15 protein-coding genes are annotated in these 16,882 nt (G+C 62.6%); 7 read left to right on the top strand and 8 right to left on the bottom strand.

All coding sequences use genetic code 11. The annotated features are described in order from the left end of the window. Nucleotides 1-28: 28 nt before the first annotated feature. From ACFSNN_RS09095 to ACFSNN_RS09080, 4 genes are all read right to left on the bottom strand, one after another. Nucleotides 29-628: a cytochrome b gene (locus ACFSNN_RS09095; protein WP_134461130.1), complete on the bottom strand. Its 600-nt coding sequence runs from the start codon at nucleotides 626-628 to the stop codon at nucleotides 29-31. A gap of 532 nt (nucleotides 629-1,160) precedes the next feature. After that, complete coding sequence (locus ACFSNN_RS09090; RefSeq protein ID WP_134461133.1) at nucleotides 1,161-2,261, bottom strand: SAM-dependent methyltransferase; 1,101 nt, start codon at nucleotides 2,259-2,261, stop codon at nucleotides 1,161-1,163. A 63-nt stretch (nucleotides 2,262-2,324) separates the two neighbouring features. After that, nucleotides 2,325-3,101: a DUF1295 domain-containing protein gene (locus tag ACFSNN_RS09085; RefSeq protein ID WP_134461136.1), complete on the bottom strand. Its 777-nt coding sequence runs from the start codon at nucleotides 3,099-3,101 to the stop codon at nucleotides 2,325-2,327. A gap of 70 nt (nucleotides 3,102-3,171) precedes the next feature. Then, a complete protein-coding gene (locus ACFSNN_RS09080; RefSeq protein ID WP_134461139.1) occupies nucleotides 3,172-3,789 on the bottom strand; it encodes a lipocalin family protein in 618 nt (205 codons plus the stop codon). A 327-nt stretch (nucleotides 3,790-4,116) separates the two neighbouring features. Here ACFSNN_RS09080 and ACFSNN_RS09075 point away from each other — a divergent pair, with 327 nt between their 5' ends. From ACFSNN_RS09075 to ACFSNN_RS09045, 7 genes are all read left to right on the top strand, one after another. Continuing rightward, nucleotides 4,117-5,178 (top strand): DMT family transporter, encoded by a 1,062-nt coding sequence (locus ACFSNN_RS09075; protein WP_134461142.1) that lies wholly within the window; start codon nucleotides 4,117-4,119, stop codon nucleotides 5,176-5,178. A gap of 176 nt (nucleotides 5,179-5,354) precedes the next feature. Next, nucleotides 5,355-5,558, top strand: a complete 204-nt coding sequence (locus ACFSNN_RS09070; protein WP_134461145.1) for a DUF3562 domain-containing protein — start codon at nucleotides 5,355-5,357, stop codon at nucleotides 5,556-5,558. A gap of 139 nt (nucleotides 5,559-5,697) precedes the next feature. Continuing rightward, nucleotides 5,698-6,801 carry an NAD(P)/FAD-dependent oxidoreductase gene (locus ACFSNN_RS09065; protein WP_134461147.1) on the top strand — a complete coding sequence of 368 codons (1,104 nt, stop codon included), beginning with the start codon at nucleotides 5,698-5,700 and terminating at the stop codon, nucleotides 6,799-6,801. 26 nt (nucleotides 6,802-6,827) lie between these two features. Beyond that, nucleotides 6,828-7,247: a hypothetical protein gene (locus tag ACFSNN_RS09060; protein ID WP_134461150.1), complete on the top strand. Its 420-nt coding sequence runs from the start codon at nucleotides 6,828-6,830 to the stop codon at nucleotides 7,245-7,247. 160 nt (nucleotides 7,248-7,407) lie between these two features. Next, the gene (locus ACFSNN_RS09055; RefSeq protein WP_134461152.1) at nucleotides 7,408-7,869 is read left to right on the top strand and encodes a GNAT family N-acetyltransferase; all 462 of its coding nucleotides are present in this window, start codon (nucleotides 7,408-7,410) and stop codon (nucleotides 7,867-7,869) included. A gap of 280 nt (nucleotides 7,870-8,149) precedes the next feature. Beyond that, nucleotides 8,150-9,859, top strand: coding sequence for a molecular chaperone HscC (locus ACFSNN_RS09050; protein ID WP_134461155.1), 1,710 nt, complete (start codon nucleotides 8,150-8,152; stop codon nucleotides 9,857-9,859). 6 nt (nucleotides 9,860-9,865) lie between these two features. Beyond that, nucleotides 9,866-11,590 carry a J domain-containing protein gene (locus ACFSNN_RS09045; protein ID WP_134461157.1) on the top strand — a complete coding sequence of 575 codons (1,725 nt, stop codon included), beginning with the start codon at nucleotides 9,866-9,868 and terminating at the stop codon, nucleotides 11,588-11,590. A 112-nt stretch (nucleotides 11,591-11,702) separates the two neighbouring features. On the opposite strand, the gene ACFSNN_RS09040 is transcribed toward ACFSNN_RS09045, so the two are convergent. From ACFSNN_RS09040 to ACFSNN_RS09025, 4 genes are read right to left on the bottom strand one after another with little or no spacing between them, the layout of a single operon-like run. Then, nucleotides 11,703-13,106: an MFS transporter gene (locus ACFSNN_RS09040; protein ID WP_134461160.1), complete on the bottom strand. Its 1,404-nt coding sequence runs from the start codon at nucleotides 13,104-13,106 to the stop codon at nucleotides 11,703-11,705. A 25-nt stretch (nucleotides 13,107-13,131) separates the two neighbouring features. Next, complete coding sequence (locus tag ACFSNN_RS09035) at nucleotides 13,132-14,397, bottom strand: NAD(P)/FAD-dependent oxidoreductase (protein WP_134461163.1); 1,266 nt, start codon at nucleotides 14,395-14,397, stop codon at nucleotides 13,132-13,134. Further along, nucleotides 14,390-15,355: a VOC family protein gene (locus tag ACFSNN_RS09030; protein ID WP_012428852.1), complete on the bottom strand. Its 966-nt coding sequence runs from the start codon at nucleotides 15,353-15,355 to the stop codon at nucleotides 14,390-14,392. Before ACFSNN_RS09030 ends, ACFSNN_RS09035 begins: the two co-directional genes overlap by 8 nt. Nucleotides 15,356-15,372: 17 nt before the next feature. Then, a complete protein-coding gene (locus ACFSNN_RS09025) occupies nucleotides 15,373-16,863 on the bottom strand; it encodes an aldehyde dehydrogenase (protein WP_134465518.1) in 1,491 nt (496 codons plus the stop codon). Nucleotides 16,864-16,882 lie beyond the last annotated feature (19 nt).

Raw genomic sequence — 16,882 nt, 5'->3', positions numbered from 1 at the left:
TGTTGCGGTTGATAGGTGAAAGCGGCGCTCACGGCACCATGCGCTTCAGAACCGACTTGCGATCGATCCACTGATGCTTCAACGCGCCGCCTATATGCATTGCCAGCAGCGCATAGAGCGCGTAGCCGAGCCAGGTGTGCAGGGCGCCGAAGCGGTCGTGCAAGGTCTCCTTGAGCGCCGGATCGAGGTTCATCACATAGCTGATACGCGGCCACGGAAACAGATTGAACAGGTGCATGGGATGCGTGGCCGCGTCTTTCCAGGCGGAATCGTGCAGCCAGCCGGACAACGGCAGCGCAATCATCAGCAGATAGAGCAGAAAATGTGCGACGTGCGCGGCAATCTTTTCCCACGACGGAAACTCGCGCGGCAATGGCGGCGGCTTGTGCGACACGCGCCACAAGATGCGCATGAGCGCGAGACCGAGCACCGTGATGCCGATCGACTTGTGGGTGTCGACCACCGGGCGCACCCAGTCGTCCGGCAACGAATCAGCGCTCAGGCCGAGCACGACGTTGCCGATCATCAGCAGCGCGATGAGCCAGTGCAGCACCATGGCTGTGCGGGTGTAGCGCGACGGCACGGGCGTGCCGGTCGAATCGGTCAAAGGGTCGGCGTGCGTGTTCATGTTTATTCCGTCCGCAACGGCATGGCTGCGAAAGCTGTTTGAAAATCCGGCGAGGCAATAGCACATCCCGATGCGCCGCAGTATAGGCAAACGCCCCAGTGTGACGCTTTATTCCGCCGGGCGCTTAAAACTATGTTTCAGATTATTTCGTGCAGGCGGGTTGAGCGAGGCCGTTGCACCTTGAATGTGCGCCGACTAGTGCGCCACTCCGCGAGATCAGCGCGGGCGAATTAGGCCTCCGTCGAGCCGGCCGTTGGTTGCATGCGCATCAAGTCAGCGGCGATCCCGGGCGGGGCGATTACAGCCATAGGCAAATGACGAGCGCGACGTCATTGCAGTTGCTGCGGCGTACCCCGGGATGCGTCCAAGGTTTGATGCGGGGGTGACTGCGCAGTTTCCTGCCGACGCGATAAATCGTCGCGCGGCATCCGGGAGACGGCCGCGCAACAGCGAGACAAGCGTAAAAGCACCGTGAAAAGCGGCCGGCGCATCGCGTCACGGCTCGCGCATCAGGGAAGCAGCGGGCCGCCCTCTAGCGCTTGACGAACCGATAATGCCCAACGCCCCATTCGTTCCCATGCGCGTAGCCGAACAACTCGGCCACGGCCATGTAGAACATGCGCCACCGTTGCAGCCATACTGCCGCATCGCGCGCGCCGTAGGTGTCGGTGAGCATCGGCATCACCCGGTCGCGCGCCGCATCGAGCGCGGCGAGCCAATGATTCGCCGTGCGCTCGTAATGTGTGCCGCTCACCCACCACTGCCGCTCTACGCGCAGATCGTCCTGGAAATTGAGCAGCAGCGCCTCGGACGGCATCGTACCGCCAGTGAAGAAGTACTTCGACAACCAGTCGCTGCCGTCCTGCACCTGAAAATGGTACGCCAGCGTGCGATGCGCGAAGATATGCACGAACAGCTTCGCGTCGTCGTGCATCCAGCGCGCGATTTTCGCGAGCAGCAGGCCGTAGTTCTTCATATGCTCGAACATCTCGATCGACACTACGCGGTCGAAGCCGCAGCCAAGCTGCGCATCGTCGAATTCGAAATCGACGATGTTGCCCGTCACAACCGAGAGGTTGTGCAAACCCGCCTGCGCCGCGCGCGCTTCGATAAACGCGCGCTGCCCATGCGAGTTCGATAGCGCGACGATCCGCGCATTCGGATAACGCGCCGCCAGCCACAACGACAGCGAACCCCAGCCGCAACCGAGGTCGAGAATCCGCTGACCGTCGGCGAGTTCCGCGCGCTCGGCATAGCGTTCGAGCATGGCCGCTTCGGCTTGTGCGAGCGACTCCCCACCGGTCGGATACAGGCAGCACGAGTACTTCAGATGCGGCCCGAGGTGCGCGTGGAAGAATGACGCCGGCACCTCGTAATGCTGCGTGTTGGCGGCCTGCGTTTCAATCGCGATGGGGCTCGCGCGCAGATCGTCGAGCAGACGGTTGAGCCGTTGCGCGCGCAACTCGCCGTTGTTGGCTGCTTCGTCGCGCAGACGCTGACGCATCAATTGACGCATGCCGAAGCGAATCACGCTGTCCGGCAGCCAGCCGCGTTCGCAGCCTTGAATGAGCCAGCCATCACTGGGCTCGACAGGCGACGGCGGTAAGGTGTGGTCGGTAGTGGATGCGCTCATGAGGCTGACTCCCTGTCGTTATTCTGGACTTTTCGAATGCGCGCGTGCGCCGTGGTCGCCTGTTCAACGCCGCGGCGGCCACGGAATCAGCGCGCTGGTAGTGCGCATGTAATCGGCGTAACCCGGGCGCCGCTTTGCCATGCTTTCTTCGAGCAACGGAATGCCGGAGAGCTTCAGCAACAGAAACGCCATCAGCACCGGCGGCAGCAGCGTGAACCAGGCCCACGGCGTGCCGATCGACAACGCGATATAAGCGACCCAATGCACGCATTCGAAGAAGTAATTCGGATGCCGCGAGTAACGCCACAAGCCGACGCGGCACACCGCGTCGCGATTGGCCGGATCGGCCTTGAAGCTTTGCAATTGGCGGTCGGCCTCGGCTTCACCAGCCACGGAAACGATCCACACCACGACGGCCAGCACGCCCCACTCAATAGCCGGCGCCGTGCCGCGGTACGACGGCACCAGAAACGCGATCGAGAGCAGCATCGAAATCACGACTTGCAACTGGAAAAACCAGAACATCCTGCTCGCCGCCTTATCGCCCCATTCTTCGCGGAAGCGGTGATAGCGCGCGTCTTCGGGCTTGCCGGCATTGCGTTTCCACAGATGCGTGCCAAGCCGCACGCCCCAGATCAAACCGCCGAGCGCGGTCAACGCGCGCGCGCCGGGGTCGCCGGTGCCGAGCACCGCGTAGAGCACCGCGACGAGGCCGAGCGAATATGCCCAGACGGGATCGACCATGCCGGCGTTTTCGCTCTTCAATTGCCACGCCCAGACCGCGCTGAAAATCGCGACGAGTCCGATCAGGGCAATCACGGCAACGGCAAGCGGCGACATGGTTTCCTAGTTCGATGGCGATGCGGGTTATACGCTGCGGCAGCTGCATCGGATGCGCGCGACGCGTCGACTAGTCTTTGTCGCCCGGCGAAGCGAAACCGGGCTTGCCCAGCTGATCCGGCCGCTGCGGCACGCGCCTGAAACGCGATGTGTCGTAGCCCATCGCATCGAGCCGTGCGAGCAAGGCCCGATACGTGTCGTCGCTCATGTCCGGCTCGCGCGAAAAAATCCAGCCGAGGTTTTTGCCCGGATAACCAAGAATCGTGTAGCGATAGTCTGAGTCGACGTACAGCGTCAGTTGCGTCACGTGAATGGGCCAGAACAACTGCACGCTCCACTCGCCACCGTCTTTGCCGGGCACGGGCGTGTCGAGAAACTGGTAGTGCTTTTCCTCGCTGTCGAAGCGCTTCTTGCGGGCGTAGTACGAATCGTCGATCTTGCCGTCCTGGCGCAGTGTCCATTCGGCGCGGCTCGCCACCATGTCGCGCTCGGCGAAGTACGGAATGTTCGCGATGATGTACCAGCGGCCCATATAGCGCGGCAAGTCGACGGGCACGGTGGAGAGCGGCTCGCTCGCACGCGGGTTGGGATTGGGCGGATCGTTGGAGCAAGCCGCGAGCGATAACAGCAGCACCGACGCAACGGCAGTTGCGGCAGCAGTGGCAATGGCATGGACAACTCGGCGCATGGCGGCGGCCTCGAACGTGTGGCGGCAATAAACGTATTACGTTCGACAGGGCTGTCTGGATGCGCCCGGCGCCTATGAATCGACACGGCTGATTCGCGTCAGAACACGCAGCCACCGGCAAGGCGTGCTCGACCACCACCTCGCGCACGCGCAACGTTGCGCTGCTCTGGCCGTCCAGTTTAGGCGACCATATTCGCCTAAACTGGACGCTTTCGTCGCTCCACTGGCCGACCTGCTGCTCAGCAGCGCTTTACGACCGGCTTACAAGCGGCGTGATCCGGTTGGCGTTATCGTGTCTGCAGCGCCTCCTCCCATACGAATTTCCACATGTCGATCCGCTTCAACGCCCCGTTCACCGCCTTGCTTGCCGCCGCCCTGTTCGGCGCGACGACACCGCTCGCCAAAGCGCTGCTCGGCTCGCTCTCGCCGTTCCTGCTTGCCGGACTGTTCTACCTCGGCAGCGGTTGCGGCCTTGCCACGGTGATACTGGCGCGCCGGCTCAAAGGCGACGGCGGCCAGCCGGCCGGCCACAGTCGTTTCCCGTCACGCGAAATCCCCTGGCTGGCCAGCGCGATCGCGGCCGGCGGCGTCGCAGGGCCCGCTCTATTGATGCTGGGTCTGCAAACGACGCCGGCCGCCACCGGTTCGCTGCTGCTGAATCTGGAAGGCGTATTCACCGCATTGATCGCGTGGATCGTGTTTCGCGAGAACGTCGACGTGCGGGTGTTTCTCGGCATGGCCGCGATCGTCGCGGGCGGCGTGGCGCTGGCCTGGCAACCGGGCGCAGCGGGACTGCCGCCGGGCACGCTGCTGCTAGCCGGCGCCTGCGCGTGCTGGGCGGTGGACAACAATCTCACGCGCAAGGTGTCGGCGCACGACGCGATATTCATCGCCTGCGTAAAAGGGCTTGTGGCCGGTTCGGTCAACGTGGCGCTCGCGCTCACCCTCGGCGCCGCCTGGCCGAAGCTCTCGACCGTCGCGCTCGCCATGCTCACCGGCTTTGCCGGCTACGGCGTGAGTCTGGTGTTGTTCGTGGTCGCGCTGCGCAATCTCGGCACCGCGCGAACCGGCGCTTATTTCTCGGTTGCGCCGCTATTCGGCGTGACCCTGTCATGGCTGCTATGGCCGCAACTGCCGCCGCCGCTCTTCTGGGTCGCCGCCGCGCTGATGGCGCTGGGCGTGTGGCTGCACATTCGCGAACGTCATGAACATCCGCACACGCACGATCCGCTAGAGCACTCGCATCGTCACCGGCACGACGCGCATCACCAGCACGAGCATGACTTCGCGTGGGACGGCGACGAGCCGCACACCCATGTGCACCGCCATGCACCCATGACGCACGCGCATGCGCATTTCCCGGACATCCACCACAGGCACACGCATTGATTTTTTGCTCGGCCGCGCTGCGCGGGCTTTTGCCGCATCGCAAGACAAAAATCTCTGTGAAAAAAAATCAGGCGATAGACCGATTCAATTGGCATCGGTGCGCATCGCATCCTGTAATGAAACTCCTGTTGTCCGTGTACTAGCTGTCCAACCTGCCTGCATCTTTGGAGAGATCTATGTCGCAGCCCGAGCCTAACGTAGACGAATTAGTGAAAAGCATCGCCGAGGAAACCGACACGCCCGCGGAAACGGTCTCAAAGATGTACGCAGACACCCTGGCCAGCTATCGGCACGATGCGCGTGTATTCGACTACGTGCCGCTCTTTGCCGCGAAAAAAGTGCGCAACCAGCTTCGCGACACTTTGAATCGCAAACATTGACACGGCGGCGCGCGGAGACCACCGCCTGTTGAATCGCCTGTTCACCTCGACCGACTCGCGCAAAAATTCACGTAACGCGCACTGATTTTTTTCCCGCTGATAGACTCTGGCCCAGAACATCGACTCGGGGGGAGTTGGCATGCGGGTAACAATCGTAGGCGCGGGCATCGCCGGTTTGAGCACGGCGTGGTCGCTCTCGAAACAGGGACATGACATCACACTGATCGAGCAGGGCTCGATTCCAAATCCACTCGCCGCATCGGGCGACCGGCATCGCATGATTCGTCGCGCATACGGCGATGCGGATGGTTATGCGCGAAGCATCGAAGAGGCGTTCGATAGCTGGGACCTGCTATGGAACGATCTCGGCGTGTCCCATTATGCGAATTGCGGCGTGCTCGGCATTTCGCAATTCGCAGGCGATGGCGCCGAACAGTTCCGCACCGGCCTCGACCGGATGGGATTCGAGTACGAACGGCTCGAGCCGCTCGACGCAGCGGCCCGCTACCCGTTTCTCGATCCAGCGACGTTTCGTTACGCTTACCTCGATCACGACGGCGGCGCACTTTTCAGCGAACGCATTGCACGCGATATGAAGGCGTGGCTCAAGATGCGCGGCGCCGACATTCGTATGCACACCAAGGTGCACGCGGTCGATCCGACCGCCGCTTCCGTGCAAATCGAAAACGACGAGATCGTACGCGCCGACCGGCTCGTGGTCACCGCGGGCGCATGGACGGCGCAGCTGTTTCCCGCGCTTGCCGAGAACCTGATGACGTACCGCAACACCGTCGCCTATCTGGAGCCGCCTGTGGATCTGGAAGACGCGTGGTCGAAGGCGCCCGCGATCGTCGATATCGGCGGCGCGAGCGACGGCTATGTGCTGCCGCCGCTCGACGGCATTGGTCTGAAGTTTGGCGCCGGCGTCAACAAAACGCTCACGCCGGACCCCGAGGCGAATCGTGTTGCGGCGCCTGGTGAAGGCGACCGTTTGCGGCGGCTGTTTTCACCGCCGTTCGGCCGGATCGACGAATATACGGTATCCGAAGTAAAAACGTGCGCTTACACGTTCACCGCGGATAACCGCTTCTTTTCGAAGCGCATCGGCAACACGCTGGTGGTGTCGGCTTGCTCCGGACACGGCTACAAATTCGGCGCGGCGGTAGGACGGCGAATCGCTGAGGCGCTGGAGACGGACGACAACGCCACCCTCGCGCGCTGGCTCAGAGCCGAGACGGTCTGAACGGTCGTCCGTTCCTATACGTAACGATGACTGACGCCAACGCATTGTTCATCCCGCCGCAGGACGGCATCGACGAAACCGCGATGACGCTCGCCGCGCTCGCCTGCATCGACGGCTTTACCGCCTGCTTCAACGCGCGCGATCTCGGCGGCATGGACGCGCATTTGCACTTTCCGCACGTCATTCTCTCGGGCGAAGAACTGGTGATCTGGGAACGGCCGGGGCAATTGCCCGCCGGCTTCTTCGACGATCTGACGCGCGCTACGGGGTGGCATCACACTGCGTATCAGGAACAGGATGTGGTGCTGGTGAGCCCGCGCAAAGTGCACCTACGTGTGGTGTATTCGCGCAATCGCGCGGACGGTTCGATCATCACCCAGCATCGCAACGTCTGGATCGTGACGTGGCAGGACGGGCGCTGGGGTATCAAGCAGCGTTCGTACTGAGTGCGGTTTGCTATCCATCGGCATAGCGAGCTCCTGCGGCACCGCACTCCACATCGTCCATTCGTGGCTCCAAATTTCGGCCGTGTCGTGGAGCTAACAATGGCGCGTCGAATTTCTTATGCTGACGGATTGGCAGTCTTCACTCACTAAGGAACCGCACATGTCCGATTCGATTCAGATCCGTCCCGTCGTCCCCGGCGACTTCGACGCATGGCTGCCACTCTGGGACGCCTACAACGCGTTCTACGGCCGCTCGGGCGAAACCGCGTTGCCGCGCGAGATCACGCAAATCACGTGGGAACGTTTCTTCGACGGCTACGAGCCGATGCATGCGATGGTCGCCGAACGCAACGGCCAGTTGCTCGGCCTCGTGCATTTCCTGTATCACCGTCACACGACGATGAAAGGACCAATCTGCTACCTGCAAGACCTGTACACGCTCGACAGCGAGCGCGGCAAAGGCGTCGGCCGCGCATTGATCCAAGGGGTATATGAGCGCGCCAAAGCCGATGGTTCGCAGCGCGTTTACTGGCAGACGCACGAAACGAATCAGACGGCGATGAAGCTCTACGACAAGGTTGCGGACCGCTCAGGCTTCGTGGTGTATCGCAAAGCGTTGTGATGGCGCACGGCAAGCTCGCGTAGCACGCTGCCAGTTCGTCTCGCCGTGCCGCGTGCCCACGCCGCGCGTCGCCTATTGACGTTCGACCGATCGCGCGGCCACCACGCGTCGCGCATCGTCCAGTCCGATTCTCGCCACCTTCCAGACGCGCACCGCTCAAGTTTGCGTGCGGTCTGCCGTTATCGCCATTGGACGGAGCCACACCCGGCTCCACGCGGTTCATCGGCGAAACCTTGGGCGATCTCCTCATGGAGGGGCGCAAACGAATCGGAAACTGTACATGCCTTCGATCATCGGCATCGATCTTGGAACCACGCATAGTCTCGCGGCAATCTGGCGCAACGACCGCGCCGTGCTCATCCCGAACGCGTTAGGCGAAACGCTCACGCCCTCGTGCGTTTCCATCGACGGCGATGGCTCGATTCTCGTCGGCCGACCCGCTCACGACCGCTTGCATACGCATCCCGAGCGCACCGCCGCCAACTTCAAACGCTACATGGGCACGAGCCGCGCCGTGTCGCTCGGCACGCAAACGCTGCGTCCCGAAGAATTGTCCTCGCTGGTGCTCAAGTCGTTGAAGGCCGATGCCGAAGCCTTTCTCGGCGCAACCGTCAGCGACGCCGTGATCGCCGTACCCGCCTATTTCAGCGACGCGCAACGCAAAGCCACGCGCATCGCCGGCGAACTCGCCGGCCTCAATGTACTGCGCCTCGTCAATGAACCGACCGCGGCCTCGCTGGCGTATGGCGTGCATCAACGCGACAGCGAGCGCAAGTTCCTGATCTTCGATCTGGGCGGCGGCACTTTCGACGTCTCCGTACTCGACTTCTTCGAAGGCGTGATGGAAGTGCGCGCCAGCACTGGGGACAATTTTCTGGGCGGTGAAGACTTCACCGACGCATTGGTCGAATTGTTCTGCCAGCGTAACGGGCTGAAGCTTCAATCGCTTACGCCGGTTGCCGCGCAACGGCTGCATCAGCAGGCCGAACGCGCGAAACGTCAACTCACGCAGAACGGCGTCGACAGCGTCACGCTCGAACTCACGATCGACGACAACCAGCACGTGCTCGAACTCGATGCAGCCGCCGCGGAGCGCACCTGCGAGCATTTGCTGCAACGGCTACGCAAACCGGTGGAACGCGCATTGCGTGATTCGAAGATCGCCGTCGCCGCGCTCGACGAGATCATCCTGGTGGGCGGTGCGTCACGCATGCCGATGGTCCGCAAGCTGGTCTCGAAGATGTTCGGCCGCCTGCCCGCCGGACATCTGAATCCGGACGAAGTGGTCGCACTCGGCGCGGCGGTGCAGGCCGGCCTCGTCGGACGCGATGCCGGACTCGACGAAATAGTGTTGACCGATGTCGCGCCCTATAGCCTCGGCATCGACACGGCCATGCAGGTGGGGCCGGCGCAGTTCGTGCCGGGTCACTTCTTGCCGATCATCGAGCGCAATACGATCGTTCCGGTGAGCCGCATGCAGCGCATTTTCACGGTGCGCGACCGTCAGCAGATGTTGAGCATCAAGGTGTTTCAGGGCGAAGCGCGTTTGACCACGGATAACGTTGCGCTCGGAGAATTCACGCTGGAAGTGCCGCTCAAGGCAGCGGGCGAAGCGGGCGCGGATGTGCGCTTCACTTACGACATCAACGGCGTGCTGGAAGTGGAAGCCACGGCGTTCCCAGGCGGCATCAAGCGCGCGATGGTGATCGAAGAGAATCCCGGCGTGATGACGCCGGAGGAAATCCGCGAGCGTCTCGCGGCACTGAGCGCGCTGAAGATTCACCCACGCGATCAACTCGAGAACCGCACGCTGTTGACGCGCGCCGATCGTGTCTATGAAGAAACGCTCGGCGATCATCGGCAATATCTGGCGGCGCATATCGCTCGCTTCCAGACACTGATCGAGCGCCAGGACGCCGACGAAATCGCGCAGGCGCGCGGCGAACTCGGCGCACTGCTGGACCGTTTCGACGTGCATGTGACTTACTGAGCGGCCATGAATACGATCTCCAGCAATCATTGGCCGTGGGACGTGCTCGGCATCGAATCGGATGCCGACGAGCGTGCAGTGCGTCGCGCTTATGCACGGCTGTTGAAACAACAACGTCCGGATGAAGATGCCGAGGCGTTTCAGCGTCTGCGCTATGCGTATGAGTCGGCGTTGCAGATGGCGAACGGTGCGGCCGCGAAGGACATAGACGCTGCGTCGGCAGCGAACGTGTCTGACGCTGAACCCGCGGTGTTAGTCGAAACCGCGCAGGCGTGTGAACTTGCGCCCGCGACTTCCCGTGCCACGATCGACACTGCGCAAGGCCAGGCCGCCACTCGAGAACCCGATGCCTTTGAAACCGCCGTCCAACTCTGGCACAACTTCATCGCGCAAGCGGACGACCTCGAGTCGCGCCGCTCGCTGCAGGATCTATTCGCCGCCGTCGTCAACCTTGCGACGCGCGACGAACTCGAATGGCAGGCACTGTGTCATTGTCTGAACGAGGACACGCCCGCTACGCTGCGCATGAACCTGAGCGCGGTCCTCGGCTGGCGGGAAAATTCCACGCATCTGCGGCGTCGCAACGCGGCCATCGCCACGCTCGCCTTGAACCGCGTATTCGCCGATGAAGACTACGACGCGCTGCGCCTGCGCTTCACGAACGCGATGGCATTGCTCGAAGGTCCGCTGCCGCCAATGACGGCCGGCGCGCGCGCATTGCTTCGTGCCGGCGTGCGCGCCGAGATGGAGCAGTTGTTGACTGCTCTTGGCCGCTACCATCCGAATGTCGTACGACTGCGGCTCGACGCCGAGAAAGTTGATTTCTGGGGACGTTGCCTCAAATTCCGCGTCGGCGCGGGCCGTCTGTTTGGTCCGGCGCTCGCATTGACCGCGTGGTGCGGTTTGCTGTTCGCCGACGCTTCGCTGAACCCCAACAGCAACAGGTGGTTCGATCAGTGGTCGCCGGCTCAGTTGGGCATTTTTCTGTCGACGCTGATGCTCGCCTTGACGGCGGTCGCCGCCACGGCCGTGCTGCTGTCCGAGCCGCAGCAACAGCGGCTGCAGGCGTTGCGCTCGATCGGCTGGCTGCGTTATGGCTGGATTCCGGTGTGGCTTGGCGCGACCGCCTTTGCACTGTGCGATGACGGCACCGGCCGTTCGACATCGATCGCGATGGCTACACTGGGCGTCTGTACGATCTGGGCCGCGTTGATTCACGGCTGGCCGCCCGTCAAGGAACTCGCGATACTCGCCGCATTCAGCGCGACGGCGTTGGGTTTTGCGGGCCACTGGATCGCCACGGATTCGCATGCGTGGCTGATGCCTTATGCGCACGGTGTGCTGTTCGCATTCTTCTTTTCGTTTTCGCAGGCGGAATGGCGCGGATGGACCGCGCGTCGGCCGCGGTTTTTTTGGGCTTGCGTGCCTGTGTGGTTTGCCGGATTCGCAGCGTTAATCGTGTTGCTGCTGCAGCGCGAAGTGCGCGCGACGCAGTTGGCGTGGGCGCTATTTACGGTGATGTCGGCAGCCGGCGGCGTGCTGGCGACGACGCGCTGGAACGATATGCGCAACGCGATACCGGCGTTTTTCCGCGGATATGCGAACCTCGTGTGGATGGCGCTGGCGATTTATAAGCCGGACATCATCGCTTGTGTGAGCGCGGGGTTGATGAGTATCTGGGTTATTGACGGGATCAAGCGGCGGCGGGAAACGCAACAGGCAACGCGGTAAACCACGCCCCCAAAAAAACGAAGGGGCACACCACCCAGTGCGCCCCTCGTCCCCCAGCTAATTGCGGTACTACAACATCAACCGCCCACCAAACTCGAACCGCGCGAAATTCTCAGGCTTCCAGTTGCTCCAGCACCTTCCCCTTGGTCTCAATCCCAAGAAAGTGCACCGCCACCGCCGCAAGAAACGGTACAGCCGCGAGAATATAAAACGCAACCTGCAAATTCCCGCCGATCATCGTCTTCGACACGATAGCCGGCGCGAAGATCGCCGCCACCTTCAGCCACGCGCCGCCGACGCCGCAGCCCATCGCGCGGATACTCGTCGGATACAGTTCCGGCGTGTACACATAAGCCGTGATGAACCCGCACGCCAGAAAGCCCAACGAGAACGCGCAGCACGTCGCCACGACATACACCGACGAATCGTGAAACACGCCCGCCAGCAGCAGCGAGATCGCACACGCCACGAACGACAGATTGATAATCGGCTTACGCCCCACCTTATCCACCAGCAACGCGCAAGTCAGCGAACCCACCACGCCGAGCACCGAAGCGGCCACCGCCAGATTCAACGCGAGTTGCAGCGGCGCGTGATAAATCGTGCGATAGATGGTCGGCAGCCACGTCGAGAGACCGTATTGAATGAAGCCGCACGTGATCCACAACATCGCCACGGCCAGCGTGCGCTTCAGATACGCGGGGCCGAACAGATCGCCCATTCGGCGCTTCGGATGACGATTGGCCATCGCTTCGAATTCAGCCGAGTGCGTGACCGGCGGAAGCGGACCTTTGACCGCACGCTCGAACACATGCACCGCCGCATCCGCGTCAGCCATCTGTTCACGTTCAGCAAGCCAGCGCGGCGATTCCGGCACGAGTTTGCGCAGCACGAAGAACAGAATCAACGGCATACCGCCGATAAAGTACATGGCTTGCCAGCCGAAACGCGGCACGATCCACGCGCCCAACGCATTCGACGCAAGCAGGCCGACCGGGAAAACGATTTCATACAGCAGCACGAAACGGCCACGGCCATGCGCACGGCTGATCTCGTTGATGTAGGTCGCGGCCACCGGCAATTCGCCACCAAGCCCAAGCCCCTGAATCACGCGCAACACGACGAACGCCGCAAACGTGGGCGCAAAACCGCACGCAATGCTAGTGATGCCGATGATCCCCGAGCTCAGCGCAATCGCCTTCACCCGGCCCTTGCGTTCCGCGTACCACGGGAAAACGAACGCGCCGATCAACTGGCCGACCGATCCCGAGCCGATCAGAAAGCCGATTTCCCACGGCGTCAGATGCCACTTTGCGATCAGGATCGGCAACGTCGCCGCGATCGCGATCACGTCGAAGCCGTCGAAGAACGTCGCGAGACCGATCAGGATACGCGCGCGCACCTGCATCGCGTTCTTGGGCAAGCGCTCCAGACGCGCGATGATCGAGCCCCGCGTTACAGGGCCTGAGACACCGGCGCTGCTGCGGTCCCCCATGGTGTTGTCGATGGTTCTCATGCCGTTGTGCCGTCCGTAGATGTGGTTAGGCAAGTGCCGTTGAGGCGTCGGTCAGGGTGGCAAGGTCGATGGTCCGGCCTTGGTTCATCCATTTGCGCGACAGTTTCAGTTCGCGCGGCGTATTGATGGCGATCACGCCGCGAATCGCGCTGTCTTCCAGATGGAACAGCGTGGCGCGTTTGCCCGGCAAATCGCCGCGCACGGCCAGTTGTGCATCGCCGGGAATATCACCGAGAATCTGCAGATTCACGTCGTACTGATCGGACCAGAACCACGGAATATCCGCATACGGTTCGAAGGTGCCGAGCAATGCCTTCGCGGCGGCAATCGCCTGATTCTGCGCATTGGCCCACGACTCGAGCCGCACGCGGCGCTTGAGCCACGCGCTCGGATGATTGGCGACGTCGCCGCACGCGAAAATGCGCGGGTCGTCGGTGGCGCCGAAATGATCGACCACGATGCCGTCGTCCACCTTGACGCCCGCGGCTTGCGCCAACGCCGTGTGCGGCGTGAGACCGATGCCGGCCACCGCGAAATCTGCGTCGAGCGTCGAGCCGTCCGCGAACGTGGCGCGAATGCGATTGGCGTCGTTCGGATGATCCGCGAGCGATACGAGCGAAGCGTTCAAACGCACGTCCACGCCATTCGCGCGATGCAGGTCGAGCAGGAAGCCGGACACCATCGGCGGCAACGAACGCGCGCACAAACGCGGGGCGCCTTCCACCACGGTTGCGTCCACGCCGAGCTTGCGCGCGGTCGCCGCGACTTCGAGACCGATCCAGCCGCCGCCCACCACCAGCACGCGCTTGCTGGCGCGCAGCCGTTCACCCAAAGCGACGGCTTCGTCGAGCGTACGCAGATAGGCAATGTGCGAGGTCTTCACAAGCGACTCCGGCAGCTTGCGCGCCGCGCCGCCGGTGGCGATCACCAGTCGGTCGTATTGCACTTCGCGGCCAGACTGCGTGCGCACGATGCGCTGCTCGCGATCGATCGACGTTGCGCAATCCGGCTGCCATGCTTCGACATTCAGCGCCTCGAAGTCGTCGGGCTTCACGAGCCGCACGGTGTCGATATCGGCTTCGCCCGCCAGCACCGCTTTCGAGAGCGGCGGGCGTTCGTAGGGCAGATGCACTTCGTCGGCGATCATCACAAGACGGCCGTCGAAGCCTTCCTTGCGCAAGGTCTTCACGACCCAGCCAGCCGCCTGGCCGCCGCCGATCACGACGATCGTGCGCGGTGCTTCCAGTCCGGCATGGGCGGCTTGCGCCTTTGCAGCAGCAGCGTCAGTCATTTTTTCGCTCCGTCATGAACTTGCCTTCCGGCGCCTTCGCGTTTTTCTGGCGCCGCGTATTGCCGTCGATGCCGCCGTCGATCGCCCATTCGGCGAACACCGTCGGACCCGGCTCGAAATCGCGCGGCTGCCAGTCGGGCGTGAGTTGGTCTTCGTCGGCGTAATACTCGATCAGCCCGCCCGCCGGATTCTGGAAGTACCAGAAGTAAGCCGACGAAACCGGATGACGCCCCGGCCCGAGTTGCGTATCCCAACCGCAGCGGCTGATATGCATGCCGCCGCCGAACACTTCGTGGATATCGCGCACGGTGAACGCGACGTGATTCAGGCCGCGCTTACCGTTGGGCAGGGCCAGCAGGAAAATGTCGTGATGACCGCCGTGCGGTGCGCAGCGCATGAACGCGCCACGGCCGGGATAACGGTCCGACATTTCAAAGCCGAGCAGTTCCTGATAGAACTTTTCCTGTTCGGCGAGTTTGTTCGTGAAGAACACTACGTGGCCCACTTCGACCGGTTCCGCACGCTCGTAAATCGGCGACGGTTGATCGACGCGCAGCGTTTGGCCCCACACGTTCGACGGCGAACCGTGAATGTCGAGTGCGCGCTTGCGGGTCACTTCCACGCGAATCGCCATGCCGTTCGGGTCGATGCAGCCGACTGCGTCGTCGGTTTCGAAATGGCCGGGCTGACCGGCGAAGCGGCCGCGCAGTTCATCGAGTTCGGCTTTCGTGGCCACACCCCACGTCACTTCGCGCAGCGTCGGGCCTTCTTCAAATGCGGGCGGCAACGAGGGATCATTCGCATTCACAGCGAGAATCGTGCAGCCGTTCAGCGTCTCGAAACGTGCCTGGGTTTCGTCGTGCGCGACTTCCTTCAAGCCCCAGTCCGCGAAAAAGCGGCGACAGGTGGCCAGATCCGTCACGCCGTAAATAATCTGTTCAATGCCGAGAATCGTCATAACGTGCCTCTTGCGTATTAATTCGCCCACGCCAGCGGCGCGTCGTTCAAGCCCCAGTAGAGGCTTTTCTGTTGCATGTATTCGCGGATGCCGAGCCGGCCTTTCTCGCGTCCCATGCCGCTCTCTTTCCAGCCGCTGAACGGCGTCGAGATGGAGAACAGCTTGTAGGTGTTGATCCAGATGGTGCCGGCTTCGAGCGCGCGGGCAATCCGGTACGCGCGCTTGTAGTCGCGCGTCCAGATGCCGGCGGCGAGGCCGAACACGCTGTCGTTGGCTTCTTTCAGCAGCGAGGCTTCGTCGTCGAACGGCATGGCCACCAGCACCGGGCCGAAGATTTCTTCCTGGCAGATGCGGGCGTTGTTCGTGAGGCCTTCGAGAATCGTCGGCTGAAAGTAGGTGCCGGCTTCGCGGCCATCGCCGACCGGACGCTCGCCGCCGCACAACAGGCGGCCGCCTTCTTCGAGGCCAAGCGCGACATAACGCTCGACGGTTTCGCGATGCGCCGCCGTAATCAGCGGACCCATTTGCGTTTCAGCACGCGTCGGATCGCCCACGCGCAGCTTGCGCGCGCCTTCCGCGAGACGCTTCATGAACGCGTCGTAAATCGAGCGTTGTACGAACAGACGCGAACCCGCAATGCACGCTTCGCCCGACGAACTGAAGATGCCGTACAGCACGCCGTTGATTGCGTGATCGAGATCGGCGTCGTCGAACACGATGGTCGGAGATTTGCCGCCCAGTTCGAGTGAGACCGGCATTAGCTTGTCCGCCGCGATGCGCGCGATGCCGCGGCCCACTTCGGTGCCGCCCGTGAACGACACCTTCCTCACCAGCGGATGACGTACAAGCACGTCACCGATCACCGAGCCTTTGCCCGGCACGACGCTTAGAACGCCCTTCGGCACACCAGCCTCTTCGCAGATGCGCGCCAATGCCAGCGAGACCAAAGGCGCCACTTCAGCCGGCTTCAACACGACCGCGTTGCCACCCGCGAGTGCCGGTGCCAGTTTCTGCGCGTCGGAAGCAATCGGCGAATTCCACGGCGTAATCGCGGCGATCACGCCGATCGGCTCGTAGATGCTCATCGTCAGATAATCGCCGCGCGAGGGCGTGACTTCTTCGTCGAGCGTTTCGAGGCAGGCTGCGAAATAACGGAACGTGTTCGCGGCGCTCGCCACCAGTACGCGCGTTTCGCCGATCGGCTTGCCGTTGTCGCGGCGCTGCAATTGCGCGAGCGCTTCGTGACGCGCCATGATCAGATCGGCGATGCGGTACAGAATCAGCGCGCGTTGATGCGGCTTCAAACCCGACCAGTCCGCGCGGCGCCATGCGAGATCCGCGGCTTCCACGGCGTCGCGGGCGTCGTCGGCATTGGCCGTCGAGATTTCCATGTTGACCGACTGATCCGCCGGATACAGGCTTGTGTACGGGTTGCCACGCCCTTGCCGCCATTCGCCGCCGATGAAAATATCGCCGGTGGGCACGAGGCTGGTATCGAAGTGAGTCATGTCGGTCATTCCAGTTTGC

Source organism: Paraburkholderia dipogonis, assembly GCF_042680985.1.
GTDB lineage: Bacteria > Pseudomonadota > Gammaproteobacteria > Burkholderiales > Burkholderiaceae > Paraburkholderia > Paraburkholderia phytofirmans.
This window is presented reverse-complemented; position numbering and strand designations above follow the sequence as displayed.

Excerpts from the sequence above, each read along its gene's own strand:
- ACFSNN_RS09095 (WP_134461130.1), bottom strand. The coding sequence starts at position 628 with ATGAACACGCACGCCGACCCTTTGACCGATTCGACCGGCACGCCCGTG.
- ACFSNN_RS09090 (WP_134461133.1), bottom strand. The coding sequence starts at position 2,261 with ATGAGCGCATCCACTACCGACCACACCTTACCGCCGTCGCCTGTCGAG.
- ACFSNN_RS09085 (WP_134461136.1), bottom strand. The coding sequence starts at position 3,101 with ATGTCGCCGCTTGCCGTTGCCGTGATTGCCCTGATCGGACTCGTCGCG.
- ACFSNN_RS09080 (WP_134461139.1), bottom strand. The coding sequence starts at position 3,789 with ATGCGCCGAGTTGTCCATGCCATTGCCACTGCTGCCGCAACTGCCGTT.
- ACFSNN_RS09075 (WP_134461142.1), top strand. The coding sequence starts at position 4,117 with ATGTCGATCCGCTTCAACGCCCCGTTCACCGCCTTGCTTGCCGCCGCC.
- ACFSNN_RS09070 (WP_134461145.1), top strand. The coding sequence starts at position 5,355 with ATGTCGCAGCCCGAGCCTAACGTAGACGAATTAGTGAAAAGCATCGCC.
- ACFSNN_RS09065 (WP_134461147.1), top strand. The coding sequence starts at position 5,698 with ATGCGGGTAACAATCGTAGGCGCGGGCATCGCCGGTTTGAGCACGGCG.
- ACFSNN_RS09060 (WP_134461150.1), top strand. The coding sequence starts at position 6,828 with ATGACTGACGCCAACGCATTGTTCATCCCGCCGCAGGACGGCATCGAC.
- ACFSNN_RS09055 (WP_134461152.1), top strand. The coding sequence starts at position 7,408 with ATGTCCGATTCGATTCAGATCCGTCCCGTCGTCCCCGGCGACTTCGAC.
- ACFSNN_RS09050 (WP_134461155.1), top strand. The coding sequence starts at position 8,150 with ATGCCTTCGATCATCGGCATCGATCTTGGAACCACGCATAGTCTCGCG.
- ACFSNN_RS09045 (WP_134461157.1), top strand. The coding sequence starts at position 9,866 with ATGAATACGATCTCCAGCAATCATTGGCCGTGGGACGTGCTCGGCATC.
- ACFSNN_RS09040 (WP_134461160.1), bottom strand. The coding sequence starts at position 13,106 with ATGAGAACCATCGACAACACCATGGGGGACCGCAGCAGCGCCGGTGTC.
- ACFSNN_RS09035 (WP_134461163.1), bottom strand. The coding sequence starts at position 14,397 with ATGACTGACGCTGCTGCTGCAAAGGCGCAAGCCGCCCATGCCGGACTG.
- ACFSNN_RS09030 (WP_012428852.1), bottom strand. The coding sequence starts at position 15,355 with ATGACGATTCTCGGCATTGAACAGATTATTTACGGCGTGACGGATCTG.
- ACFSNN_RS09025 (WP_134465518.1), bottom strand. The coding sequence starts at position 16,863 with ATGACTCACTTCGATACCAGCCTCGTGCCCACCGGCGATATTTTCATC.